Origin of the sequence: Arthrobacter sp. UNC362MFTsu5.1 (assembly GCF_000685965.1) — a bacterium.
GTDB lineage: Bacteria > Actinomycetota > Actinomycetes > Actinomycetales > Micrococcaceae > Arthrobacter.
On the sequence record NZ_JMLE01000007.1, the window covers coordinates 61,588 to 86,389 of the forward strand.

25 protein-coding genes are annotated in these 24,802 nt (G+C 66.1%); 12 read left to right on the forward strand and 13 right to left on the reverse strand.

Annotation, left to right across the window (positions count from 1 at the left end; genetic code table 11):
- The first annotated feature begins 3 nt into the window (after positions 1–3).
- Together BS38_RS0108665 and BS38_RS24765 are read left to right on the forward strand one after the other, a co-directional pair.
- The gene (locus BS38_RS0108665; RefSeq protein WP_028270438.1) at positions 4–951 is read left to right on the forward strand and encodes a lipid II:glycine glycyltransferase FemX; all 948 of its coding nucleotides are present in this window, start codon (positions 4–6) and stop codon (positions 949–951) included.
- 161 nt (positions 952–1,112) lie between these two features.
- Positions 1,113–2,063 (forward strand): endonuclease domain-containing protein, encoded by a 951-nt coding sequence (locus tag BS38_RS24765; RefSeq protein WP_051628798.1) that lies wholly within the window; start codon positions 1,113–1,115, stop codon positions 2,061–2,063.
- Between the two features lie 64 nt (positions 2,064–2,127).
- Here BS38_RS24765 and glpX read toward each other — a convergent pair whose 3' ends face one another.
- A complete protein-coding gene (gene glpX / locus BS38_RS0108675; RefSeq protein ID WP_028270439.1) occupies positions 2,128–3,150 on the reverse strand; it encodes a class II fructose-bisphosphatase in 1,023 nt (340 codons plus the stop codon).
- A gap of 192 nt (positions 3,151–3,342) precedes the next feature.
- On the opposite strand from glpX, the gene BS38_RS0108680 reads away from it, so the two are divergent.
- The 5 genes from BS38_RS0108680 (at position 3,343) to BS38_RS24770 (ending at position 8,620) form a co-directional block, all read left to right on the forward strand.
- Entirely contained in the window at positions 3,343–4,050 is a 708-nt protein-coding gene (locus BS38_RS0108680; protein ID WP_043438140.1) for a DUF4245 domain-containing protein, read from the forward strand.
- Between the two features lie 9 nt (positions 4,051–4,059).
- Entirely contained in the window at positions 4,060–4,674 is a 615-nt protein-coding gene (locus BS38_RS0108685; protein WP_028270441.1) for a carbonic anhydrase, read from the forward strand.
- Positions 4,675–4,761: 87 nt separating this feature from the next.
- Complete coding sequence (locus BS38_RS0108690) at positions 4,762–6,189, forward strand: class II fumarate hydratase (protein ID WP_028270442.1); 1,428 nt, start codon at positions 4,762–4,764, stop codon at positions 6,187–6,189.
- 155 nt (positions 6,190–6,344) lie between these two features.
- Positions 6,345–7,010, forward strand: a complete 666-nt coding sequence (locus BS38_RS0108695) for a TetR/AcrR family transcriptional regulator (RefSeq protein WP_028270443.1) — start codon at positions 6,345–6,347, stop codon at positions 7,008–7,010.
- Positions 7,007–8,620, forward strand: a complete 1,614-nt coding sequence (locus BS38_RS24770; RefSeq protein WP_043438142.1) for an MDR family MFS transporter — start codon at positions 7,007–7,009, stop codon at positions 8,618–8,620. The genes BS38_RS0108695 and BS38_RS24770 overlap by 4 nt, the downstream gene beginning before the upstream one ends.
- A 37-nt stretch (positions 8,621–8,657) precedes the next feature.
- Here BS38_RS24770 and BS38_RS0108705 read toward each other — a convergent pair whose 3' ends face one another.
- Positions 8,658–9,128: an NUDIX hydrolase gene (locus BS38_RS0108705; protein ID WP_028270444.1), complete on the reverse strand. Its 471-nt coding sequence runs from the start codon at positions 9,126–9,128 to the stop codon at positions 8,658–8,660.
- A gap of 37 nt (positions 9,129–9,165) precedes the next feature.
- Positions 9,166–9,726, reverse strand: coding sequence for a prepilin peptidase (locus tag BS38_RS0108710; protein ID WP_028270445.1), 561 nt, complete (start codon positions 9,724–9,726; stop codon positions 9,166–9,168).
- Positions 9,727–9,784: 58 nt separating this feature from the next.
- On the opposite strand from BS38_RS0108710, the gene BS38_RS0108715 reads away from it, so the two are divergent.
- Together BS38_RS0108715 and BS38_RS0108720 are read left to right on the forward strand one after the other, a co-directional pair.
- Positions 9,785–10,618: a hypothetical protein gene (locus tag BS38_RS0108715; protein WP_028270446.1), complete on the forward strand. Its 834-nt coding sequence runs from the start codon at positions 9,785–9,787 to the stop codon at positions 10,616–10,618.
- Positions 10,619–10,654: 36 nt separating this feature from the next.
- Entirely contained in the window at positions 10,655–11,305 is a 651-nt protein-coding gene (locus BS38_RS0108720) for a GNAT family N-acetyltransferase (RefSeq protein WP_028270447.1), read from the forward strand.
- 171 nt (positions 11,306–11,476) lie between these two features.
- Here the strand turns inward: BS38_RS0108720 and BS38_RS0108725 are convergent, their stop codons facing one another.
- A complete protein-coding gene (locus BS38_RS0108725; protein WP_028270448.1) occupies positions 11,477–12,919 on the reverse strand; it encodes a PhoH family protein in 1,443 nt (480 codons plus the stop codon).
- A gap of 287 nt (positions 12,920–13,206) precedes the next feature.
- On the reverse strand, positions 13,207–13,968 hold the full coding sequence (locus BS38_RS0108730) for an isoprenyl transferase (protein ID WP_043438146.1): 762 nt from the start codon (positions 13,966–13,968) through the stop codon (positions 13,207–13,209).
- A gap of 213 nt (positions 13,969–14,181) precedes the next feature.
- On the opposite strand from BS38_RS0108730, the gene trhA reads away from it, so the two are divergent.
- The gene (gene trhA, locus BS38_RS0108735; RefSeq protein WP_197024919.1) at positions 14,182–14,853 is read left to right on the forward strand and encodes a PAQR family membrane homeostasis protein TrhA; all 672 of its coding nucleotides are present in this window, start codon (positions 14,182–14,184) and stop codon (positions 14,851–14,853) included.
- On the opposite strand, the gene BS38_RS0108740 is transcribed toward trhA, so the two are convergent.
- The 4 genes from BS38_RS0108740 to mca form a co-directional block, all read right to left on the reverse strand.
- Positions 14,850–15,545 carry an HAD family hydrolase gene (locus tag BS38_RS0108740; RefSeq protein ID WP_051628799.1) on the reverse strand — a complete coding sequence of 232 codons (696 nt, stop codon included), beginning with the start codon at positions 15,543–15,545 and terminating at the stop codon, positions 14,850–14,852. The two genes, trhA and BS38_RS0108740, sit on opposite strands and share 4 nt — an antisense overlap.
- Positions 15,542–17,761 carry a thioredoxin domain-containing protein gene (locus tag BS38_RS0108745; protein ID WP_028270452.1) on the reverse strand — a complete coding sequence of 740 codons (2,220 nt, stop codon included), beginning with the start codon at positions 17,759–17,761 and terminating at the stop codon, positions 15,542–15,544. Before BS38_RS0108745 ends, BS38_RS0108740 begins: the two co-directional genes overlap by 4 nt.
- Positions 17,739–18,119: a hypothetical protein gene (locus tag BS38_RS0108750; protein WP_028270453.1), complete on the reverse strand. Its 381-nt coding sequence runs from the start codon at positions 18,117–18,119 to the stop codon at positions 17,739–17,741. Before BS38_RS0108750 ends, BS38_RS0108745 begins: the two co-directional genes overlap by 23 nt.
- Positions 18,120–18,185: 66 nt before the next feature.
- Positions 18,186–19,091 carry a mycothiol conjugate amidase Mca gene (gene mca / locus BS38_RS0108755; protein ID WP_028270454.1) on the reverse strand — a complete coding sequence of 302 codons (906 nt, stop codon included), beginning with the start codon at positions 19,089–19,091 and terminating at the stop codon, positions 18,186–18,188.
- A 92-nt stretch (positions 19,092–19,183) separates the two neighbouring features.
- Here mca and BS38_RS0108760 point away from each other — a divergent pair, with 92 nt between their 5' ends.
- Positions 19,184–19,642, forward strand: a complete 459-nt coding sequence (locus BS38_RS0108760; RefSeq protein WP_028270455.1) for a DUF4307 domain-containing protein — start codon at positions 19,184–19,186, stop codon at positions 19,640–19,642.
- 203 nt (positions 19,643–19,845) lie between these two features.
- Positions 19,846–20,340, forward strand: coding sequence for a transcription elongation factor GreA (greA, locus tag BS38_RS0108765; RefSeq protein ID WP_011691028.1), 495 nt, complete (start codon positions 19,846–19,848; stop codon positions 20,338–20,340).
- A gap of 94 nt (positions 20,341–20,434) precedes the next feature.
- Here the strand turns inward: greA and BS38_RS0108770 are convergent, their stop codons facing one another.
- The 4 genes from BS38_RS0108770 to BS38_RS0108785 are packed head-to-tail and all read right to left on the reverse strand — an operon-like array spanning position 20,435 to position 24,730.
- Positions 20,435–21,076, reverse strand: a complete 642-nt coding sequence (locus tag BS38_RS0108770) for a rhomboid family intramembrane serine protease (RefSeq protein ID WP_043438148.1) — start codon at positions 21,074–21,076, stop codon at positions 20,435–20,437.
- A 5-nt stretch (positions 21,077–21,081) separates the two neighbouring features.
- The gene (ilvA, locus tag BS38_RS0108775; RefSeq protein ID WP_028270457.1) at positions 21,082–22,320 is read right to left on the reverse strand and encodes a threonine ammonia-lyase; all 1,239 of its coding nucleotides are present in this window, start codon (positions 22,318–22,320) and stop codon (positions 21,082–21,084) included.
- Positions 22,321–22,323: 3 nt separating this feature from the next.
- Entirely contained in the window at positions 22,324–23,658 is a 1,335-nt protein-coding gene (locus BS38_RS0108780) for an AI-2E family transporter (RefSeq protein WP_028270458.1), read from the reverse strand.
- 46 nt (positions 23,659–23,704) lie between these two features.
- Positions 23,705–24,730: an aldose 1-epimerase family protein gene (locus tag BS38_RS0108785; protein ID WP_043438151.1), complete on the reverse strand. Its 1,026-nt coding sequence runs from the start codon at positions 24,728–24,730 to the stop codon at positions 23,705–23,707.
- Positions 24,731–24,802: the final 72 nt, after the last annotated feature.

A 24,802-nucleotide genomic window follows, 5' to 3' on the forward strand; every position in this document is an offset into this window, starting at 1 on the left:
CCGGTGGAATATTTCCTGCAGACCCCGCAGTGGGCCGACGTCCAGCGTTCCCTCGGGCGCACGGTGCACGAACAGTCGGGTCCCGGCTGGAGTTTCCTTGCCGTGGAGGAGAAAAATCCGGCAGGCAAGGTCCTTTACGCCCCGTACGGCCCCATTGCTGAATCACTCGAAGCGTTCGACGCCGCGTTGGCCGCCCTGGTGGCACTGGCCCGCAAGTGCGGTGCGGCGTTCGTCCGGATCGAGCCGGTCAGCGCCGGGGTCGACAACGCGGCATCCGAAACAGTGCTGCGCAGCCGCGGCCTGCGGCCGGCTCCCGTCAACCAGCAGCCTGAACTGAGCTGGATCGTGGACCTGGACCGGGACTTCAAGGAGGTCCTGGACGGTATGAAACCCGTGAACCGGAACCTCTACCGGAACATCCACAAGAAGGACGTGACCTTCCGGACGTCGCAGGATCCCGACGAGATCCGCGTGCTGTTGAATTTCCTGCACATGACGGCCAAGCGGAGCGGATTCAAGCCGCAAAGCGATGAGTACCTTAGCCAGGTGGCCCGTTGCCTGATGCCTGCGGGCGCGGCCACGCTGTTCATCGCCGAGCGCCATGGCGGTCCCATCGCCGCGGCCCTGGCCTACGACTCCGCCGACACCCGCACCTATGCGCACGCAGCCCTGGACGACGCGCACCGGAAGCTCAGCGCGGGTATTCCGCTGCTGGTGACGCTCATGGCGGATGCCAAGGAGAAGGGCCTGAAGTACGTGGACCTGTGGGGCGTGGCACCGGAGGACGAGCCGAACCACAAGTGGGCCGGGTTCACGGCGTTCAAGAAGTCCTTCGGCGGGCGCGAAATCGCCTACCCCGGCACCTGGGACCTGCCCGTGAAGAAACTCCGCTACGGGGCCTACCAGCTCGCCCGAAAGGCCCGGGAGAAGCTCCGCGCCCTCCGCAGCTGACCCACCCCCTGAGCGCGAACGGACACTAGAGGCCCACCCCCTGAGCGCGAACGGACACTTGAGGCCCACCGTTTGGGGATCCAACTGTCCGTTCGCGCATCGCCCGGAATCCGGCCTGTGGATAACGTCTTCGTGCGTTACTGGCCGGTGCAGACTGAAGCATGCCCGTCACGCGCCTGCCCCAGGAATTACTCACCGGTTCCTTCACTGACCTTGCTGCCCGGGACCTTGGTGTCACCCGAAAGCGGCAGAGGCAACCCGACGTCGCCATACCTTCACGGGGCATCCGTGTCCCATTTGGCGGCGCTGGCGGGCCGGCTGCAAGCCTCCGTGCCTATACGGAACTGGACAGCAAATCAGTCCTGACCCACCATTCCGGAGGCCGCATCTGGGAGTGCGCCTTGCCGGCCTGGATGCAGGAGGACTGGCGGATCCATATTGCCAGGGAACGGAACGGCAGCAAGCCGCGGCGACGCAACGTCGTGGGTCACCGTCTGACGTTCAAGGCAGGGGAGGTTGTGATGCACGACGGCGTCCGGGTCACCTCGCCGGCGAGGACGTGGCTTGACCTCGCGTCGCTAATAACCGTCGATGACCTCATCGCAGCTGGCGATTCGCTGGTCTGTGCCCATGGCCCTGACTTTCCCCGGCCGAAGGATGGCCTCTGTACGGTGGCCGAACTGCGTCGGATGGTCGGCGCCCATCCGGGAATGCGCGGGATGAAGACCGCAAGACTGGCTCTCACTGAAATACGAGTGGGCGCCGACTCCCCTCAGGAGACCCGGATGCGGCTGGTCCTGGCCCGCTCCGGCTACGGCGAACCTGTTCTCAACTACGTCATCAGGAACACTTGGGGACAGCCGGCGGTGTGGCCGGATGCGGCCTACCCGGAGCAACGGATCGCGTTTCAGTACGACGGGGGCCACCACGCCGAACCGCTCCAGATCAGCAGCGACGTCCGCCGTCAGGCCCTGACTCAACGGCTTGGCTGGCGTGAAATCAGGGTCTACAAAGAGGATCTCGACGGCGACAAACCGTTCCTGCTCGACAAGGTCCGGGCGGCCGCGATGCCCAGCGCCGAACGGCAAACAACAGCGCGAACGTACACTTGAGGCCCCGCTAGGCGGGGGCCTCAAGTGTACGTTCGCGCTGAATGAAGCGGGCGACGCAGAAGGGCTAGCTCTTGCGGGCGTAGCCTTCCCACTTGCTGGCCTGGTGCTCGCCGTCCACGAAGCGGATGGTGCCGGACTTGGACCGCATGACGATCGACTGGGTCAGGACCTTGTCCTTGGAGTAGCGCACGCCCCTGAGCAGGTCGCCGTCGGTGATGCCCGTGGCCGCGAAGTAGCAGTTGTCGCTCGAGACGAGGTCGTTCGTGGACAGGACGCGATCGAGGTCGTGCCCGGCGTCGATGGCCTTCTGCTTCTCGTCATCGCTGGTGGGCCAGAGGCGGCCCTGGATGACGCCGCCGAGGGACTTGATCGCGCACGCGGCGACGATGCCTTCCGGCGTTCCGCCGATGCCCATGAGCGCGTCCACGCCGGTACCGGAGCGGGCTGCGGCAATGGCGCCGGCGACGTCGCCGTCCATGATGAACTTGGTCCGTGCACCGGCTTCGCGGATTTCCTCCACAAGCGGGCGGTGGCGGTCCCGGTCCAGGATCATGACGTTCAGCTGGTTGACCTTCACGCCCTTCGCCTTGGCGATTAAGTGCAGGTTCTGCTTGACCGGGAGGCGCAGGTCGACCATGTCGGCAGCTTCCGGGCCCGTGACGAGCTTCTCCATGTAGAACACGGCGGAGGGGTCGAACATGGAGCCGCGCTCGGCCACGGCGAGGACGGCGAGGGCGTTGTTGATGCCCAGGGCGGTCAGTCGGGTTCCGTCAATGGGGTCGACGGCGACGTCGCACTCGGGGCCGGTGCCGTCACCGACGTGCTCGCCATTGAAAAGCATGGGAGCTTCGTCCTTCTCGCCTTCACCGATAACCACAACGCCGTTGAAGTGGACGGTCTGCAGGAAGGAGCGCATGGCGTCGACTGCTGCGCCGTCAGCCTTGTTCTTGTCGCCGAAGCCAACCCAGTGGCCGCCGGCAATTGCCGCAGCTTCGGTGACGCGCACAAGTTCAAGGGCAAGGTTGCGGTCCGGTTCGTCAATGCCTACGGCAAGCGACGGCGAAATCGTGGAGTACTGCTGGGTCATAGGCGCTGGTGACACGTGAACCTCTTCTTCGAGTGGCGATCATTGAACCCGTGCGGCCGGTACAGTCCGTCACGGTGATTCCTCTGTCACTGATCATAGTCGCGAGAGCATCCGAAGGTCATGGGATGACCGGCCCGTGATACCCGGCGTTTCCTCACCCCTGAATTGCAGGAATGTGAGAACGGCATTCCCATGGGCGACTATAGAAGCGTGAGCGAAACGCAGGACAAGTCCACCCCCGACAACCAAACGGCCAGCACGGGCTTCCCCGCGGCCACCAACGGCACCCCCGATGCACCCGTCGTGAAGCCCGTTATCCGCGCGGCGGCGGCGAAAAGGGCCAATGCCTCAGTCATCGGCATGATCATCGCCCTGGTGGTGAGTGTCGCCGCGTTCCTCCCCATCGTCCTCATGAACCCGTCACCCAAGAGCGACGGCTACCGCCCGAACGTCAATGTCAGCGCCGTGGCCCAGAACGCCGCAGGTGTGGCGGGATTCACACCCGTGGCCCCCGAGACCGGCGACACATTCAGCCCGAATTACGCCCGCTGGGAGTCCGGCACCGGCAGCGGCGTGCCCACGTGGGAGGTCGGATACCTCACACCGAAGGAATCCTTCATCGGACTGGTCCAGACTGCCCAGGCAAATCCGACCTGGCTGCTTCAGCAGACGAACAATGCCCCGGTCACCGGAAGCCGCAACGCCGGCGGCCTGGACTGGGAACTCCGCGACACCGGCAAGGGCGAGCGAAGCATGGTCCTGGTCCACAAGGGCACCACCGTCATCCTGACCGGCACCGCGCAACTCGACGAGTTCGCCGTCCTGGCAGACGCCGTCGTGAAGTCCATGGAGAGTAACGCTGCCGCCACAGTTTCACCCTCGGCCGCACCTTCACCGTAAAGTGGCCCCGTGGCTACTTACTTGACTCCCGCGCTGGCTTGGCGGCGACTGCGCGAAGGAAACGAACGCTTTGTCGCCGGAGAATCCTCCCACCCCAACCAGGACGCATCACGCCGTTCCTCGCTGGTAGAGAACCAGCACCCGTTCGCGGTGATCTTCGGCTGCTCGGATTCGCGCCTCGCCGCTGAGATCATCTTCGACCTCGGCCTGGGCGACGCGTTCGTTGTCCGCACGGCCGGCCAGGTCATCGACGACGCCGTGCTGGGTTCCCTCGAATACAGCATCGGCGTGCTGGGTGTGCCGCTGATCGTGATCCTTGGCCATGACAGCTGTGGCGCCGTGAGTGCCACCAAGGACGCCGTTGAGACAGGCAAAATGCCGGTGGGATTCATCCGCGACCTCGTGGAGCGGATCACGCCGTCCGTACTGACCTCGTTGCGCAACAACGAAACCGAGGTCAACGACATGGTGGTGGAGCACGTCAAGCAGACGTCACACCGCCTCGTGGACAGCTCCCGTGTGATTTCCAGCGCAATTGAGACCGGACGCGCGGCGGTGATCGGCCTCTCCTACAGCCTCAAAGAGGGCCGGGCGGACCTCGTTTCGGGCATCGGCGAACTCTAGGTCGCCGGTGCGCGGGCGGCCGCCCGCCGCCCGACTCAAGCGCTTCACGGTTTCAGCCAACGCCGCCAATCGCCCTAAGCTAGCCCCATGACTTCCACTGAAGAATTCCGCATTGAACATGACACGATGGGCGAAGTCCGCGTCCCCGTGAACGCCCTGTACCGTGCCCAGACGCAGCGTGCAGTTGAAAACTTCCCCATCTCCGGCAAAACCCTGGAACGCGCACACATCGAAGCCCTCGCACGGGTCAAGAAGGCTGCCGCCCAGGCCAACGCAGAACTTGGAGTGCTCGACGGCGAGCTGGCCAAGGCGATCGCGGACGCCGCCGATGAGGTTGCTGCCGGGAAGTACGACGGCGACTTCCCCATCGACGTCTTCCAGACCGGTTCCGGCACGTCCTCCAACATGAACACCAACGAGGTCCTCGCCGAACTTGCCACCCGCGCCCTGAAGGCCGCCGGCAGCGACAAGGTGGTCCACCCGAACGACCACGTCAACGCCTCGCAGTCCTCCAACGACGTGTTCCCCACCTCGGTCCACGTTGCAGCCACCTCGGCCCTGATCAACGACCTCATCCCGGCCCTCGGCTACCTCGCCGAATCGCTGGAGCGCAAGGCCGTGGAGTTCAAGGACGTCGTCAAGTCCGGCCGCACGCACCTCATGGACGCCACCCCGGTGACCCTGGGCCAGGAGTTCGGCGGCTACGCCGCACAGGTCCGCTACGGCATCGAACGCATCAACGCCTCGCTCCCCCGCGTGGCCGAAGTTCCCCTCGGCGGAACCGCTGTGGGCACCGGCATCAACACCCCGGCCGGTTTCCCGGAGCGCGTCATCGAACTGCTGGCAACCGACACCGGCCTGCCCCTGACCGAGGCCCGTGACCACTTCGAGGCCCAGGCCAACCGCGACGGCCTCATCGAAGCCTCCAGCCAGCTGCGCAACATCGCGATCTCCTTCATGAAGATCAACAACGACCTCCGCTGGATGGGTTCCGGCCCCAACACCGGCCTCGGCGAAATCGCCATCCCGGACCTGCAGCCGGGTTCCTCGATCATGCCGGGCAAGGTTAACCCGGTCATCTGCGAGGCGTCCATCATGGTCTGCGCCCAGGTCATCGGCAACGACACCGCCATCGCCTGGTCCGGCACCAACGGCGCCTTCGAACTGAACGTCGGCATCCCCGTGATGGCTGCCAACCTGCTCGAATCCGTCCGCCTGCTGGCCAACACCAGCCGCGTCATGGCCGACAAGATGATCGACGGCATCACCGCCAACGTCGAGCGCGCGCGCTTCCTGGCCGAGGCCTCGCCGTCCATCGTCACCCCGCTGAACAAGTACATCGGTTACGAGAACGCCGCCAAGATCGCCAAGACCGCGGTAGCCGAGGGCCTCACCGTCCGCCAGGCCACCGTGAAGCTTGGCTTCGTCGGCGAGGGCGAAGGCAAGGTCACCGAAGCCGATCTCGACAAGGCGCTGGACGTCACCACCATGACGGCTCCGGCCCACAAGGCATAAGTCCCCACCGCCTCCTGAAGTACGACGGCGGCCGCTCACCTTCATCGCGAAGGTGGGCGGCCGCTGGCGTTTAAGGCAGCCCCTGCCGGGTGGGATCCAACTGTCCGCTCGCGCAAAAATTGCACTAATTCTTGATTGGTGCAAAACTTTACTTTGTGAATAATAGTGCAATAAGCGACGGCGGGCTCCGCGAACGCAAGCGCGCGGCAACGCGTGCGGCGATCACCGCCGTCGCGCGCAAGCTGACCGCCGAACGCGGGCTCAACGGCTACACCGTCGAAGAAGTCTGCGAGCAGACGGACATTTCCCGCCGCACCTTCTTCAATTACTTCCCCACGAAGGAAGACGCCATCCTCGGCCACGTGGACGACGAAATTCCCGGCGACGTCATCGAGGGCTTCATCCGCGGCGGCGAGTCCTCCGCGCCCGGCGAAATCTCCCCCACGCTCTTCCAGGACCTCATCGCACTTTCGTTGAAGCTGTCCGAAAACATGGCCGCCTCCGAAGAGGAGACCCGGCAGCTGATCGGGGTCATCAAGAAGGAACCCCAGCTCATGCTGAGGATCATCGGTGCCACCGAGGAACGTGAGGCGGAGTTCGCCCGGGTCCTGGCCATCCGCGAAGGTGTGGAGCCCGGCCACCCGGTGGTCCAGATGGCCGTCGTCCTGTTAGGCAACATCGCCCGCAAGAGCAGCATGGCCTATTTCTCCGACGGCAACACCCGCACTTACCAGGAACTGTTGCTGATGAACGTCTCAGCCGCCCGCCAGCTCTTTTCCCTTCCCTTTGAAGAACCCGTACCCGCAGAAGGACGCCCATGAGCACCGCCGTCAGTCCCAAGGCAGCCGAGCCGCTGCTGCTGACCCAGAAACGCATCTGGATCATTTTTTCCGCCCTCATCGCCGGCATGCTGCTTTCCAGCCTTGACCAGACCATCGTCTCCACCGCCATGCCCACCATCGTGGGGAAGCTCGGCGGAGTGGAACACCAGGCCTGGATCACCACCGCCTACCTGCTGGCCACCACCATCGTCATGCCCATCTACGGCAAGTTCGGTGACGTGCTGGGCCGCCGCAACCTGTTCCTCGTGGCCATTGCCCTGTTCACCCTCGCTTCCGTCGGCTGCGCCTTCGCGACCGACTTCTGGGGCTTCGTGGTCTTCCGCGCCATTCAGGGCCTGGGCGGCGGCGGACTCATGATCCTCTCGCAGGCCATCATCGCGGACATCGTGCCGGCCAAGGACCGCGGCAAGTACATGGGCCCGCTGGGCGCCATCTTCGGCCTCTCCGCGGTCGCCGGACCGCTGCTGGGCGGCTACTTTGTGGACCACCTCACCTGGGAATGGGCTTTCTACATCAACATCCCCATCGGCGTTGCGGCCTTCACCATTGCCTGGTTCACCCTGACACTGCCGAACAAGAAAGCCGAAAAGCGGATCGACATCCTGGGCGTGCTGCTGCTCTCCGCCGCCACCACCTGCCTGATCTTCTTCACGGACTTCGGCGGCAAGAAGGACGAGGGCTGGGATTCGCCGCTGACCTGGGCCTTCGGCGCCGGGCTGGTACTCGCCGCTGCCGCCTTTGTGATGGTTGAACGCCGCGCCGAGGATCCCATCATCCCGCTGGGCCTGTTCAAGAACCGGATCTTCGTGAACTCGACGGCCATCGGCTTCACCCTTGGCCTGGGCATGTTCGCGGCCATCGCATTCGTCCCCACGTTCCTGCAGATGTCCTCCGGGACCTCCGCCGCGGAATCCGGCCTGCTGATGCTGCCCATGATGGCGGGCCTGATGGGCATGGCCATCTACTCCGGCATCCGGATCTCCAAGACCGGCAAGTACAAAATGTTCCCCATTCTGGGCGCCGCCCTCACCATGGGCGCCATGCTGTGGCTGACCACGCTCACAGCGGACACGCCCATCTGGGTCATCTGCGTCCAGCTGTTCGTCTTCGGCGCCGGGCTGGGCTCCATCATGCAGGTGATCGTCCTGGTGGTGCAGAACTCGGTGCCCGCCGAGCAGATCGGCACGGCCACCAGCACCAACAACTACTTCCGCGAGGTGGGTGCGTCCCTCGGCGTGGCCGTGTTCGGCTCCATCTTCACGTCCCGGCTGGCAGAATCCCTCACCAAGGCGTTCACCGGGGCAGGCGCCTCCGCCGACCAGGCAGCGCAGTCCACCCAGACGCTGGACCCGCAGGCCCTGAGCCAGCTCCCGGAACAGCTCCGGGACGCCATCGTGAACGCCTACGCTGATTCGCTGGCACCGGTGTTCTGGTACCTGCTGCCGTTCCTCGGGATTGCGCTGATCCTCGCGCTGACACTGAAGCAGATCCCGCTCTCCGACACCGCCGGAATGGTGGCCCGGGGCGAGGCTGTGGGTGGCGAGGAAGCAGAACGCCTCGAGGCCGAACGCCAGTCCGCCTCAGTCTAGGAAGCCGCCCTGAGGGGCTCCCGCAGCAGGGAGCCCCTCAGGGTTCGTAGTGGACGGCGTCCTCGGGCAGCAGCGCCCGCCGGATGCACTCGCGGTCACCGGGCCTGATGTCCGGAAGTTCCTCCAACGGAAACCAGCCGACGGCCAGGGACTCGTCGTCGTTCACGCGTGCTTCACCGGACACATGGCGGCAGCGGAACACAATATCCAGGAAGTCGCACACGTCGCCGTTGGGGAAGGTGACCGGACCCACGACGCCGACCGAGACCATGCGCTCCGTTTCGGCCACGACGGCCGTCTCCTCGAAGATCTCCCGCACGAGTCCGGGAGCAGGGTGCTCGCCCGGTTCCAGCATGCCCGAGATCAGCGCCCACCGTCCGTTGTCAGAGCGCTGGCCCAGCAGGACGTGGCCGTCGTCGTTGAAGACCACCCCGCGAACCGCAGGAATCCACAACGGATCATGGCCGATTTTTTCGCGAAGCTTGAGGACGAATTCAGGTGCTGGCATACCTTCAGCCTAGCGGCAGCACCGCTGGCGCAGCCCCTCAGGCCGCAGGCAGCAGCAGCATGGCCGCGGCAGTGCCTGCGAGCATGAACGGGCCGAAAGGGATGTCCGATTTGAGGGTTCCGCGGCGGGCAGCCAGCAGGCCCAGGCTCCAGAGCCCGCCCAGGAGGAAGGCGGCGAAGGTCCCGGCAAAAACATGTCCCCAGCCGAGGTAGCCAAGGTACAGGCCCAGCACGCCTGCGAGTTTTACGTCTCCGAATCCCATCCCGGGCGGATAAACCATCCGCAGGATGAAGTAGAACAGCCACAGCACGGCTCCTCCGGCAAGGATGCGTCCGCCCGGAAGCCCGAAAAGCGGGGCGGCGCCGTCGGGTACTGCCGCGGCGTCCGCACCGGCAGCGAGGACGGCGACAACCGCCGCCAACAGGAGCACGCCGCCTACGGCGTAGGACGGGAAGACAATCCTGTTCGGCAGCAGGTGGTGCCTGACGTCGATGACGGTCAGCCGCACCGCCATCACGCCGTAGTAGGCACAGGCCGCCAGGACCAGCCAGAACCCCAGCGGGGTGGATTCCCAAAGTTCGCCCAGTCGTTGGATCACCCTCGGATGCTACTGGATTTTCGCGTCCCGCCGCTGAGCCCGCGCGTAAACTGTGGATATGTCGACATGGGACGCGAGGCGCCAGGGGGAAGCCGGTCAGCAGTCCAGGCCGCCGGACATGGCCGCAAAGTTCCGGAACCTGTGCCGTTCCTCTCCCTGGAAGTGGCAGAGCCTCCGTTTCGAATATGTGGACCGCCCCGCGCCGGCCCCCGCAACCCCCCACACCGCAGATTCGGGCGCCGAAAACCCGGACCCGGAAAACACCGTGCGTGCTTGGCTGCGGCGGCCCGGCGCCCTCCGCCTTGAATCCGCAGCCGGCGCGGTGCTGCACAGCACCACGGGCATCAACGACTCCAAAGACGGCTTCTACGTCAGCTCCACCAGGAAGTCGTGGCTCCTGCCTCCGCAGCTGGTCACCCCCGTGTATGACGACGGCGGACTGGTCCGGCGCCGCCCGGAGGCCGCCTACGGCGAACCGTGCTTTGGAAACGGCCGCTTTGCCGCGGCCTTGGACCCGGTGGAACTCGCCGGCAATGCCCCCGTACCCATCGAATTCCCGAACACCAACGCCGTGGAGCTCGGCCCGATCACCGCCGTGGACCACCAGGGCCGCCCCGCCCTGGAAGCCGTCGTGACTCCCAATGCCGCATACCGGCCGGCGGACCCGTTGGCGCCGCTGTGCGGACCGGGACGGAACCTGATCCGGATCGATGTCGGCACCGGTGTCTGCGTGTTGAGCCGCTCGCTGGAGAACGAATCGGCGGCCCCTGGCCACTGGCTCAGGATCCTCGGCGTGGACGAGTACATGCTTGATGACCTGTTCCTCGCCGAATCCATGAACCTTACCGACGTCCGCCGCCACATCAGCTGGGATATCTCGCGGGGCGTGTGACTGGCTGCCCGCGGGTCCCCCGGCTAAGCTTCCCTGATGACTGAGCCCGCCACCTTCTGGCCCCCGTTCGCCCTCACCCTGGCCACGCCCCGACTGACCCTCCGGCCCATCCGTGATGAGGACATCCCGGCCGCGGTGCAGGCTGCGCTGAATGGCGTCCACGAACCCGGCCACAGCCCGTTCAGCCGGCCTTGGGCGGAGTCCCCCGCAGAGGAGCTGGGCCCCAACATGGCGCAATGGTACTGGCGCTGCCGGGGGAACATGTCGCCACAGGAGTGGACGCTCCTGCTCGGCATCTGGCACGACGGCGAGTTCATTGGCTGCCAGGACGTCGAGGCCAAGGATTTCGCGGCGCTGAAGACCGTCACCACCGGTTCCTGGCTCACGAAATCGGCACAGGGCAAGGGCTTTGGCAAGGAGATGCGGGCCGCGGTCGTCAGCTATGCCTTCGATCACCTGAAAGCGGACGTCGCGGAATCCGAAGCGGCCGCCTGGAACGAAAAATCCCTCGGCGTGTCCCGGTCCCTCGGCTACGAACTGAACGGCGTCACCCGGGCCTCCTGGGGCGGCAAGGTGGAGGACGTCCAGAAGGTCCGGGTTACCCCGGCCACCTTCAAACGCCCCGAATGGACCCTGAAGGTAGAAGGCCACGAACCCACGGCCCGGTTCCTGGGTATTCAGGGCTAGTGGGGCGACCGACGCACTAGCCCGGTCGCGGTCCTTCGCGTAGGAGCGCATCGCGGCGCATCGGACCCGAAGGTCGCCCAGCGACCGGTGCGGGTCCCTATGCGACGTGTCTAAGCGACGGCGAAGGGCCGTGGCCGGGCGGACCCGGCCACGGCGCAACCACCTGGGAGCCTAGATTTCCGCCCCTTCCAGCAGTTCCGTGACGAGTGCCGCGATCGGCGAGCGCTCCGAGCGGGTGAGGGTGATGTGCCCGAAGAGCGGGTGTCCCTTGAGGGTTTCGACGACGGCGGCAACTCCGTCGTGACGGCCCACCCGGAGGTTGTCGCGCTGGGCGACATCGTGGGTCAGGACGATCTTCGAGTTCTGGCCGATCCGGCTCATCACCGTCAGGAGGACGTTCTTTTCCAGGGACTGCGCCTCATCGACGATCACGAACGCATCGTGGAGCGAGCGGCCGCGGATATGGGTCAGCGGCATGACTTCGAGCATCCCGCGGTCCATGACTTCCTCGACGACCTCCTGGCTGACCAGGGCTCCGAGGGTGTCAAAGACGGCCTGCGCCCAGGGGTTCATTTTCTCCGCTTCGGATCCCGGCAGGTAGCCGAGCTCCTGCCCGCCCACCGCGTAGAGCGGCCGGAAGACGATCACCTTGCGGTGTTCGCGGCGTTCCAGCACGGCTTCGAGGCCAGCGCAGAGTGCCAGCGCCGACTTGCCGGTGCCGGCCCGGCCGCCGATCGACACGATGCCTACGGACGGATCCATCAGCATGTCGATGGCCAGCCGCTGCTCCGCGGAACGTCCGTGGAGTCCGAAGACGTCGCGGTCCCCCTTGACCAGCCGGACCTGCTTGTCCGCACCCACACGTCCCAGGGCTGAGCCCCGGTTTGAGAGCAGCACCAGTCCGGTGTTGACGGGCATCTCTGCCGCGGCCGGAATAAAGACGGGCTCGTGGCCATAGAGAGTGGAGACGTCCTCTTCGCTGGCCTCGACTTCCGCCACGCCGGTCCAGCCGGAGTCCTTCACGAGTTCGTTGCGGTACTCGTCGGCGAGGAGCCCCATGGCGGATGCCTTGACGCGCATCGGCAGGTCCTTGGACACCACCGTGACGTTCCGGCCTTCGTTGGCGAGGTTCTTGGCGACGGCGAGGATGCGGCTGTCGTTGTCCCCGCCACGGAATCCGGCAGGGAGCACCTCCGTGGAGATATGGTTCATTTCCACCATCAGCGTGCCGCCGTCTTCGCCCAGCGGGATGGGCCGGTCAAGTCCGCCGTGCTGGACCCGGAGGTCGTCGAGGAGCCGGAGGGCCTTGCGGGCGAAGTAGCCCAGTTCGGGGTCGTGCCTCTTGCCCTCAAGCTCCGTGATGACCACGATCGGCACAATGACTTCGTGCTCCGCGAACCGCAGCAGGGCGCGGGGGTCCGAGAGCAACACCGAGGTGTCGATGACAAAGCTCCACAAGGTGTCATCCGCCGCAGCACTGCTGCCGGATACAGCAAGACCGGCCGCAGCGTCATAGCTCGCTGCTCCGGTCTGTGAGGTGGCTCGCGCGGTGCGAGAGGTAGCTTTCTCTCCCTGGTCGGAAATGACGTCGGGCAGTTGTTCAGAAATAGCCACATCGACTCCAGCCCCGGGGCGCACGCCCGGATAATTTATAGGTGAGGCGGAGCGGCCACGAGGCCGGTTCCGGCCTCCCATACATCCGGTGCGAAAGTTCGCTCCATGTACTGGCCTCCCCGATTAGCGGGCAGTGTGCCTGCTAATGGATTCAACGTAATTCCCCGCCGCTTTGTTTCCCAAACTATTTCGCGGCGATTCTTGTTGCGATCACGTGAATTCCGCGTGAACCGGCCATGAGCGGGCGCCGTACCGGGCTGCCGGCCGCCAGGCTTCAGGAGCCGGCTTCAGGAGCCGAAGCGCCGCTGCCGGCCGGCGTAGTCGCGCAAGGCCCGGAGGAAGTCCACCTTGCGGAAGGCGGGCCAGAGCGCCTCGCAGAAGTAGAACTCGCTGTAGGCGCTCTGCCACATGAGGAAACCGGACAGCCGCTGCTCCCCCGACGTACGGATCACCAGGTCCGGGTCGGGCTGCCCGCGGGTATACAGGAAGCGCGAAATGTCATCGACCGTGAGGTCGTCCGCCAGCTTGCCGATGTCCTTGCCCCGGGCCACGGCATCGTGGAGGAGCTCCCGGACCGCGTCCACGATCTCACGGCGTCCGCCGTAGCCCACAGCCACGTTGACGTGGAGCTTTTCATGAGCCGGCGTGCGCGCCGTGAGATTGTTGAGCCGTTCGGCCAGGTAATCGGGAAGCAGCTCCGGAGCACCCATGGCGTGCACGGAGATGTCCTCGTCCTCGTCCAGCCGGTCCAGGGTGTTGGCGATGATGCCCATCAGCAGGTCCAGCTCCTCGCCGGAGCGGCTCATGTTGTCGGTGGAGAGCATGTACAGCGTGACCACTTTGACGCCGAGTTCCTGGCACCAGCCGAGGAACTCATGAATTTTGTCCGCGCCCGCCTGGTGCCCCTGGCTGGTGGGCGCGTTGAACTGTTTGGCCCACCGGCGGTTGCCGTCCACCATCACGCCGATGTGTTTGGGGATGCGGTCCTTGTCCAGCGAGCGCAGGAGCTTGCGCTCGTAGAAGCCATAGAGGATCCCGGGCAACTCCATCCGGAGACTCACCTGACTTCCTTGATGTACGACGGCAGTGCATTCCTAGGCTACCCGCCCGCAACAGCAGCGCGGTGCACGAGGGCTTTCCAATCCAGCAGACCCAATAGTTACTCACAAGTAACTTACTGGAACGTAGTTTATTCTTGAGCCATGGAAAGCAAAACTCCCCAACCGGATGCGGGAGCAGGCCGCGGCCGGAAATCGGGGCCGATGGACGAGGCTGCAGTCCGCATCGCGGAGCTCCTGACGATCAAGCCCAAATGGCGCGGCTGGATCCATACCGTCACTGCTCCGCTGGCCTTTGCCGCCGGGCTGGTCCTAATCCTGCTGGCCCCCACCACCGACCTGAAGATTGCTTCCGCCGTCTACGCAGTGACCGGTGTGCTGCTCTTCGGCATCAGCGCCGTGTACCACCGCGGGAACTGGTCACCGGGAGTCAAGATCGTCCTGAAGCGCCTCGACCACACCAACATCATGCTGGTCATCGCCGGCAGTTACACGCCGCTGGCATGGGCGCTGCTGGAACGGCCCAAGGCTGTGCTGCTGCTGTGGGTCATCTGGTCCGGCGCGATCCTGGGGGTGCTCTTCCGGCTGCTCTGGACCGATGCTCCGCGATGGCTCTACGTGCCCATCTACATCGCCCTGGGCTGCGGCTCCCTGTTCTACCTGCCGGACTTTTTCGCAGCCAGTATCGCCTCGGCAGTCCTGATCTGCGTTGGTGGCGCCCTGTACATCGCCGGAGCCGTCTTCTACGCCCTCAAGAAGCCGAACTTCAGCTACCAGCACTTTGGCTTCCATGAGCTGTTCCATGCTTTCACCGTGTTCGCTTTTGCCGCGCACTTCATCGCCATCGCCATCGCGGTGCTCGGCAGGCCTGCCTAGGGCCTGCCCGCGGAGATGAGGTCCGGAAGCTCCCTCATGTGCCGGAACACCGTGGTGCCCGGGCCCGCCAGCCGGGCCGCCGGCGTCACTCCCCCGCCAAAGGCGAAGACGTGCATTCCGGCGGCCCGGGCAGCCTGGACTCCGTAGAGGCTGTCCTCCACCACGGCGCATCCGGCCGGTTCCGCACCGAGCATCCGGGCAGCATGAAGGAACAGATCCGGGGCCGGCTTGCCCCGTTCAACCTCCGAGGCGCTGAAGATCCGTCCTTCAAACGCCGGCAGCAGCCCCGTCTGTCCGAGCGTCCGCTGCATCTTGGCGTGCGTGCCGCTGGAGGCGACGCAGTGCGGGAGCCGCAGCTGTGCCAGGGCGTCCTCGATGCCGTCAACGGCCGCCAGGTCCCGTTCGAAGGCCGTCCGGTACCAGTGCTGGTACTTCTGCTCCCAGTCAGCGTCCAGCCTGATGCCCAGGTGCCGCTCCGTCTCCGCCACGAAGTGTGCCTCGGACCTGCCCACGAAGCGCTCCACGATCTCCTCGAGGCCAAGCTCCCAGCCGAGATCCGCGAGGACGCGCTGGTCCACCCTGATGGCGATGGACTCGGAGTCCACCAGGACACCGTCACAATCGAAAATGACCAGGTCAAAGGGGCGCCGGCTCCCGGGAGCCCCGGACTCCGGGGGCGGCGAAGAAGTCATCGGGTCATCGTCGCCAGTCGCTCCAGCAGTTCGGCCACGGAACCCACCGGTCGTTCGCACACCATCCCGCGGCAGAGGAACGCCTGCGCTGAGCCGTCAGGCGCCGCTGTCCGGCCTTCCAGCAGCGGCACGGCGGGCGCGCCACTACTACCCGCGCCTCCAGCGCCCGCGCCACCAACAGCAGCCGGGATCCCGGCGTCGGACGCCAGCGCTACCACCAGCCCCGGACTGGGCGACAGCAGCAGCGCGTGGTGGAGTTCCGCACGAGCCGGACCGTCAGGCCCGACGACGGCGGCCTCCACTGGTCCGGCCAGCGCAGCCTGCGCCGTGGCCAGCAGCCAGCCTGCCGCCCGGGGCGCCCGGGTTGCCAGCGGGGGCAGCAGCGACAGGATATTGCCGGCCATGATCCGGTGGTCACTGGAACCGGACAGCGCTGCATAGCTCAGCAGGGCGCCTGCGAACGCTGCCGCACCGCTCGGCGTGGCGTTGTCGAAGGGCTCCAGGCCGGCGCGCTGCCCCTGCGCGTTGAACACCTGGGACGATTCACTGGCAGTGTCCACCAGGGTTCCGTCCGCGGCGAACCGCAGGCAGGCAGCCAACAGGATGTCCTGGGCCAGCAGGTACCACCGGGCATCTCCCGTGACGCCGTAGAGGGTCAGGAATCCGTCCACGCAGAAGGCATAGTCTTCGAGCAGGCCGCCGATCCCGCGGGCCTCTTCGGCGTGCGACACCCGCACCAGGGTGCCGTCCGTCCAGTGGATCCGTTCGAGGTAGGCGGCCGTTCGCGTTGCAGCAGCCGTGAAGTCGGGCCGGCCGAGGACTGCCCCCGCTTCAGCGAGCGCGGCGACGGCCAGGCCGTTCCAGCCGGCCACCACTTTGTCGTCCCTGGCGGGCTGGGGGCGGCCCGATCGGGCAGCCAGCAGCCGCGGCCGGGCACGGGCCCACACGAGGTGCTCCGCGCCGTCGAGCCTGCGGCCGGGATGCAGCGGCGAAGCTGCCTTCGTCACGGTGCCCTCGGGTGCGACGTTCATCAGCCGCGCCACAACGGGACCGTCGTCCGGTCCCAGGATCTCCAGCAGTTCCGCCGGGGTCCAGAGGTAGCTGGCGCCTTCGAGGTGTTGGCCGTCCACCACGGTGTCCGCATCCAGCGATGAAGCAAACGCCTCAGCCTGCCCTGAACCCCCTCCAGGGCCGTCTCCAGTACCGGCGAGGCCCAGCGACGCGATCATCCAGTCCGCGGTGCGCGCTGCGGCGTCCGCGGCCTCCTCCGCCGTGTACACCGCGTCGCCTCCGAGCCGGACCCAGTGAACGTAGGCACGCAACAGCTGGGCGTTGTCGTAGAGCATTTTTTCGAAGTGCGGCACGGACCAGTCGCGCGTCACGGAGTAGCGGGCAAAGCCGCCGTCCAGCTGGTCGAACAGGGCGGACCGGGACATCGCTGCCAGCGTCCGGCCCGCCATGTCCCTCGCGGCATCGGCGGTGTCGGACGCCACCGCGGCGTGCCGGACCAGGAATTCCAGCACGGGCGACGGCGGGAATTTCGGGGCGGTGCCGAATCCGCCGTCGTGCGTGTCTTCAGAGCGGGCCAGGACGCGGACCGCCTCGGAGAGCAGCCCGGCGTCCACAGGGTCCGGCGCTCCGGTCAGTTGGACGGCGGCGGCAAGCTGCGTTTCCGCCATTCCCCGGGCCAGCGTCTCGGCGTTCTGTTCGACGGCCTCGCGACGCTCCAGCCAGGCTTCGCGGACCGCCTCGAGGACCTGGCGGAAAGAAGGCCGGCCGGGCATGGGCCGGGGCGGGAAATACGTTCCGGCGTGGAACGCGCGTCCGTCCGGGGTCAGGAAGACGGACATCGGCCAGCCGCCTTCACCGCTGATTGCCTGGGTTGCGGCCATGTAGACGGCGTCCACGTCCGGGCGTTCTTCCCTGTCCACCTTGATGGCCACGAAGTTGGCGTTGAGGAAGTCCGCTGTTTCCTGGTCTTCGAAGGACTCATGGGCCATCACGTGGCACCAGTGGCACGCGGCGTAGCCGATGGACAGGAACACGGGAACGTCTCGTTGGGCGGCAAAGCCGAACGCTTCATCGCCGAAGGGCCGCCAGTGAACAGGATTGCCGGCGTGTTGCCTCAGGTAGGCGGAAGGTTCGCCGGCCAGCGCATTGGCGGCACCGGGCCGGGCGTCGCCGGCCGCGCCGTCAGCGTTGTCCGCGGCCTTCATCACCGTTGTGTTCCGTCCGGAGATCGGCGCCGTCCAGCGGCCCCCCGCGCGTGCCGGCAGCATCGCCCGTGCCGGCGGCGTCGCTTCGCGGTGCGTCCGTTCCAGGAGCCTCAGGCGTGTCCTGCTCTCCGGCGGCCAGTGCAGCCAGGCGCTCCTCCTCCACCTGGGCCCGGTAGCGGACCCGGCGGATGCGCCGCACCATGTCCACGATCAGCAGCGTGGTGGCCAGGACGAAGAACGCGGTCATGATGAAGCCCCACATGCCCGGCGTCACCTGGTCTTCGGAGAGGCCCGGGCGCAGGGACGGCGTGGGGCTGGGCGCCGGAGTTGTCGCGAGGGCGAGGAGCAAGTGATGCACGGTTAGACCTTCTGTGGAGCGTCTTGAGGGCCCTGACTTCTACAGGGCATAGAACATGGCGTGGTTCTATCTTAGTCCGGCGAAGAGATCCTTTTCCGGCAGCTCCACCGGCACCCGCGACTGGATCAGGCTGTAATCCTCCCAGGGCCACGCGCGGCGCTGCATGTCCGGGGATACGGCGAAAAAGAATCCCAGCGGATCAACCTGGGTGCGGTGGGCACGGAGCGCATCGTCCCGGGCTTCGAAATAGTCCCCGCAGTCAACCTGGGTGGTGGTGGGGTGCGTCGGTGCCGGTGGCGTGTGGCCTTCGGCATCAGCCTCGAGCCAGGCCGCCAGCCGCTCGGCATAGGGGGACTGCAGTCCCGCCTCTTCGAGCGCAAAGTGGAGGGCCCGGAACCGGTCCGGGCTGAAGGCACGGTCGTAGTACAGCTTGCTGGCTGACCACGGTTCGCCGATACCCTGGTACCGTTCCGGATCGCCGGCTGCTTCGAAGGCCTCGACAGCCACGCGGTGGGCCATGATGTGGTCCGGATGCGGATAGCCGCCGTTTTCGTCGTAGCTCAGGATCACGTGCGGCTTGAAGTCGCGCACCAGCCTGACCAGCGGGGCCGCCGCGACGTCCAGCGGCTGGAGGGCGAAGCAGCCGGGCGGAAGCGGCGGAAGCGGGTCGCCTTCCGGGAGCCCTGAGTCCACAAAGCCGAGCCAGCGCTGGCGGACTCCCAGCACGCGGGCGGCATTGTCCATTTCGAGGCGGCGGGCGCCTGCCATGTCGCGTTTGGGGTGCGGCTCGTGCTCCATGGCCGGGTTCTGGATGTCGCCCCGGGATCCGTCGGTGCAGGTGGCCACCATGACCTCAACACCGGCCGCTGCGTACATGGCCATGGTGGCTGCGCCCTTGCTCGATTCGTCGTCAGGGTGAGCGTGGACGGCCAGCAGGCGGAGCGGCTTGGACTGGCTTGCGGACGCTGTCATCTGAAACGGCTCACTTTCTTCGAATTTGGGCTTGCGGGTTATGGCTGAGGGACGCGGAAATATCCCGTTCGGATCCACACTAAACTGGAACGGTGACTTCCGAGGATCGGCCGGCCATTTCGACGCCGGCAACTACCACCCTAGCCAATCGTTACGGGGGCCAAAAGCGTGCCCTGTCCCGCAAGGCCAAGCGCAACATCGGAATCGCTGCTCTTGCTGCCGGCATTGGCTTCATGGCGTGGATCTCCACTTCCCTGAACACGGAAACCGTGTCATTCAAGGACATCGGCTACAGCACGACGGACGCCACCCAGGCGGAGATCGATTTCCAGGTCACCAAGGATCCCGGAACCAGTGCCAAATGCGCCGTCAAGGCGCTGGACGCAAAATTTGCCGTGGTCGGCTGGAAAGTGGTCGACATCGGGCCGAACCCGGCCGAAGCCACCCCCGACGGCGGACGAACGACGGTCCACCGTGCCGTGGTGCGCACGGAGTCGCTGTCTGTTTCCGGCGTTGTGGACAGCTGCTGGATTCCCGGCTCGGAGAAGTAGCCGCCCGCGGCCCCAGGCACACTCCCGGCCGGGTCGTGTGACCCACGCCGCAGGCGTTCTTTGGTTTGTCCACCGCATTGACTACAATGGATCAAATACCTTTACCCCGCTGAGCTGGTTACTGAGTCCCACAAGTGGCCACCGTGGCGGGGTCTTTACTTGTTTGACCGCAAACTTGTTTGACCACGAAAAAGGAGAAGTCCGTGTCTACCACCAACAGCGCAACTGCAGCTTGGCTTACCCAGGAAGCTTTTGACCGCCTGAAGGCAGAGCTGGACCACCTCTCCGGCGCCGGCCGGGCGGAAATCGTCCAGAAGATCGAAGCTGCACGCCAGGAAGGCGACCTCAAGGAAAACGGCGGATACCACGCCGCCAAAGAGGAGCAGGGCAAGATCGAGGCCCGCATCCGCCAGCTCACCGTTTTGCTCCGTGACGCCCACGTGGGCGAGTCCCCGGCGGACGACGGAATCGTCGAGCCCGGCATGATCGTCGTCGCCCGGATCGCCGGCGACGAGGAGACGTTCCTGCTCGGCTCCCGCGAGATCGCGGGCGACTCGGACCTCGACGTCTTCAGCGAAAAGTCACCCCTGGGCTCCGCCATTGTGGGCCACAAGGAGGGCGACAAGCTCAGCTACACCGCCCCGAACGGCAAGGACATCACGGTGGAGATCCTCTCCGCCAAGCCGTACGCAGGCTAGGAGCCGCAGCTCCCCAACCACGGCAAAGCCTTAACGCACGACGCCGGCCCTCCCCTCCGCGGGGATGGCCGGCGTCGTGCGTTAACGCTGAGTTCTATGTGCTTTGGTTCTCCGCCACCAGGCGTCCCCGCGTCAGCCGGCGGGGTTTCAGCAGCACAGCGGCGGCAACACCGCCCAGCGCGCCGCCCAGGTGGGCCTGCCAGGAAACGAATCCTGCCACGCCCGGAAGGACCCCGAACAGGATGCCGCCGTAGCTGAGGAACAAAAGCACTGACAGGGCGATCTGCCACCAGCTGCGGTTGAAGAAGCCGCGGACCAGGAGGAAGGCAAACAGGCCAAACACCAGGCCTGAAGCACCCACCGTGATCCCCCAGCCGCCAATCAGCCACACCATCATGCCCGAACCGAGCCAGCTGAACGCCACCGCGGTGACGAAGACCCTGAGTCCGGACATAAAGACGAGGAAGCCGAAGATGATGAGCGGCAGCGCGTTGGAGACCACGTGGCCGAGGTTGGCGTGGAACAGCGGAAAGGTAAGGATGTCCAGGAGTCCGTCGGCGCTGCGCGGGCGGAGGCCGAACGTCCTGTTCAGTGCATGGAACGTGGCAGCGTTGACGAACTCGATCGCAAACAGGAGCACGACGAACAGCCCCGTGACCAGCAGCCCGCCCTGCGCACGTGCGGCAGGGCTGTGCCTTGCAGTCTGCGGCCGTCCCCCCTGTGCGTCCAGCATCATGGCCCCTAGTGGACCACGATCGGCTGGAAACCCTCGGCACGGAGCGCACCCAGGACCTGCTCGCAGTGCTCATGCCCCTTGGTTTCCAGGTTCACGGTGATCGAGACGTCTCCCATGGAGATCGAACCGCCGACCCGGGTGTGGTCCAGGCCCGTGACGTTGGCGTCGTTCTCGGCGATGATCCGGGCGATGGTGGCCAGCGAACCCGGGCGGTCGTCCAGCATCATCCGGACGGTCATGTAGCGGCCGGCGGCGGAAAGACCGCGCTGGATCACCTTGAGCATCAGCATGGGGTCGATGTTGCCGCCGGAGAGGATCACGGCAGTGGTGCCGGGGTTTTCGATCTTGCCGTCCATCAGGGCGGCAACGCCCACGGCGCCGGCCGGCTCCACCACCATCTTGGCGCGTTCCAGCAGGAAGATCAGCGCCCGGGCGAGGGAATCCTCGCTGACCGTCACGACGTCGTCCACGAGCTCCCGGATGATACTGAACGGCAGCTGTCCCGGACGGCCCACGGCAATGCCGTCCGCCATGGTGGAGACCTTTTTCAACGGCACCAGGGCATCGGCGGCGAGAGACGGCGGGTAGGCAGCGGCGTTTTCGGCCTGGACGCCGATGATCCGGATGTCCCGGCCCAGCTCCCGGGCCCTCGCCTTCACGGCCACGGCCACGCCGGCGAGCAACCCTCCGCCGCCCACGCCCATCAGGATGGTGTCCACGTTGGGGATCTGTTCCAGGATTTCCAGCCCCACCGTGCCCTGTCCGGCCACCACGTCCACATTGTCGAAGGGGTGGACAAACACGGCGCCGGTCTCATCGGCGTAGCGCTGGGCCTCGGCGAGTGCTTCGTCCACGTTGTGCCCGTGCAGGACCACTTCGGCGCCGTGGCTGCGGGTGGCTGCCAGCTTGGGAAGTGCCACGCCCAGCGGCATGTAGATGCGCGCCTTGATGCCCAGGCTCTTTGCTGCGACCGCCACGCCCTGGGCGTGGTTCCCTGCCGAAGCAGCCACCACGCCGCGTTTCTTCTCTTCGGCGGACAGCTTGGCCATGCGGACGTAGGCGCCGCGGACCTTGAAGGAGCCGGCACGCTGGAGGTTTTCGCACTTGAAGAAGACCTCGCCGCCCACCATGCTGCCCAATGCCCGGGACGTTTCCACCGGGGTCTTCGTAATAATCCCCTCAAGCAGCTTCTGCGCCTCCAGGACATTGTCCAACGTGACGGGCAGGCTATTGAGGGTTTTCACGAACTAGTCTCCTTTGGGAAATTCGGCTGGGGCGTCCGGGCCGGAATGTCCGGCGGGAGTTCCCGTTGACTGTGCGGCGCCCTTGCCGCGGCCCGGATTCGCACCGGGAAGGTAGACATCCTTGAAGGTGTTGTCTTCGCTGGTTCCGGAGTCCCCGGTTACACCCGGGCCATCCGCCACCAGCACACCTTCATGTTCCCACGTTCTGGCAGCAATATATCGAATCGCCGAGTTTGCTACGGCAAGGATGGGCACCGAGAAGAGCGCGCCGGGGATGCCGGCAAGGTAGGAACCGGCCGCCACGGACAGGATCACGGCCACCGGGTGCAGGGCCACCGCCTTGCCCATCACCAGCGGCTGCAGGATGTGGCTTTCCAGCTGCTGGACCAGCAACACGATTCCCAGCATGATCAGCGCGTTGACCCAGCCGTTGGCCACCAGGGCAAGGAGCACGGCTACGGCGCCGGTCACCAGGGCGCCAACAATGGGAATGAAGGAACCCATAAAGACCAGGACACCCAGCGGAAGCGCCAGCGGAACACCGATGATGGCGGCGCCCACGCCAATTCCCACAGCGTCCACAAAAGCCACGAACATCTGGATGCGGGCGTAGCTGACCATGGACGCCCAGCCCTTCCGGCCTGCACCGAACGTGGCGGCGCGGGCTTTCCTCGGAAGCAGCCGGACCAGGAAGGCCCAGATCCGGTCACCCTCGAGGAGGAAGAAAATCAGGACAAACAACGCAAGGATGAGTCCCGCGGCAAAATGGCCTGCGGTGCTTCCGAAGGAGAGGGCACCGCTCAGGATGCTGCTGCTGTTGTTCTGCAGCGCATCCGTGGCTTCCTTCAGATACTGGTCGATCTGGGCCGCCGTCAGGTGAAGCGGCCCGTCCGCCAGCCAGCCCTGGATCTGCTGGATTCCGGTCAGAGCCTCGCTCCATAGTTCGCTGAAGCCGTTGACCAGCTGCCGGCCCACGAGCGCAAGGGAACCGCCGATCAGGCCGATGAAGCCCAGCACGGTGAGGGCCACCGCACCGCCGTTGGGCACTCGCCGGGCCTTGAGCCAGCGTGTAATGGGACTCAGCAGGCCGGCCAGCAAGGCGGCCACCATCACGGGGATGATCAGGAAGCTGATCTTGCTCAGCAGCCAGATCAGCGCCGCAACAACAAGCAGGATCAACCCCAGCCGCCAGGCCCAGGAGGCGGCGATCCGCACACCGTAGGGAATGTCCTGGTCCAGTTCGCGGTCAGTGACCACTCGCAACGGGGCCGCGGTGGCGGCGGGACCGGTCGCGGCGTCGGTGCTACTGGTCGGTGCGGCGTCCTCAGCTGGCGTCATAGCCTAATACTTCCCCAGCAGCGCTCCGATGGGAAACTGCTGAGGGCTACAGCGCGGCGCTGATGCCCCAGGTCATGGTGAACTGCTCCCCTGCCGGCAGCCAGCGCAGGCCGTCACCGCTGTTGAACGCATTGGCCGGGCCGGTCATGGGTTCGATGGCAACGGCTTTTGCCCTCCCGGGGAACTGGTCCGTGACGAAGACGTGGACGTAGGCGCAGCTCTCGTCCTGCCAGAGGCTCACGCTGCGGCCGTCGGATGCCTGCAGCGTTTGGCGGGCCACGCCGCCGTCGAACTCCAGGTCTGTGTAGGCGACGTCGATATCCAGTTCGGCCACAGTTAGTCCGCCCCGCAAATCCGTGTCACCGCTGACCGGCTCCGAGCTGCGGGGTATGAGCCTGTCATCCGCCACGAGCCGGCGCCCGGCGCCCACCGTCAGGACCAGGTCCCCGGCAGGGACATCCCCCAGCCTGAGGTAGGGGTGGGATCCCAGGACGAAGGGTGCGGATGCCTGGGAATCGTTGAGCAGGGTCTGGCGGACAACAAGCCCAAGGTCCTCGGCCAGGGCGTATTGGACGCGGTGCCGCACCAGGAACGGGTAGCCGTGCTGCGGGAAGATCGGCGCCTCCAGGGTCACCGAAAACTCGGATTCATCCACCAGTTCGTAGGAGGCGTTCCGGAGCAGGCCGTGGCTGGCGTTGTTGCGCGAAACCTCGGTGATGTCCAGCTGCTGCTTCTTGCCGTCCAGGTACCAGACGCCGTCCTCGACCCGGTTGGCCCAGGGAGCCAGCGTGATTCCGGTGGCTCCCGGCGGGATGTCCCCGTCCCCGTACGTTTCCGTCAGCTGGACGCCGTCGCGGGAATACAGCCGCAGGCCAGCGGCCAGCTCGGTGACAACGGCCAGGGCATCGCCGCGGCGGAGCTCGTACTGCCGGCCGGAGGCGTAGCGGCGCGGCGCGCCCTCGCCAGCGCCGGAGGCAGAGGTGGTGTCGGAGGCAGAGGTGGTGCCGGCGGCAGAGGTGGTGCCGGCGGCTGCGGTGCCGCCCTGGCCGGAATGAGGTGCGCTCGGAGTCATGCGCACAACCGTACCTGTTCGGCCGCGCCGCCTCACCTGCCCTGGGGCATCCCCACCCGCCCTTGTTATCTT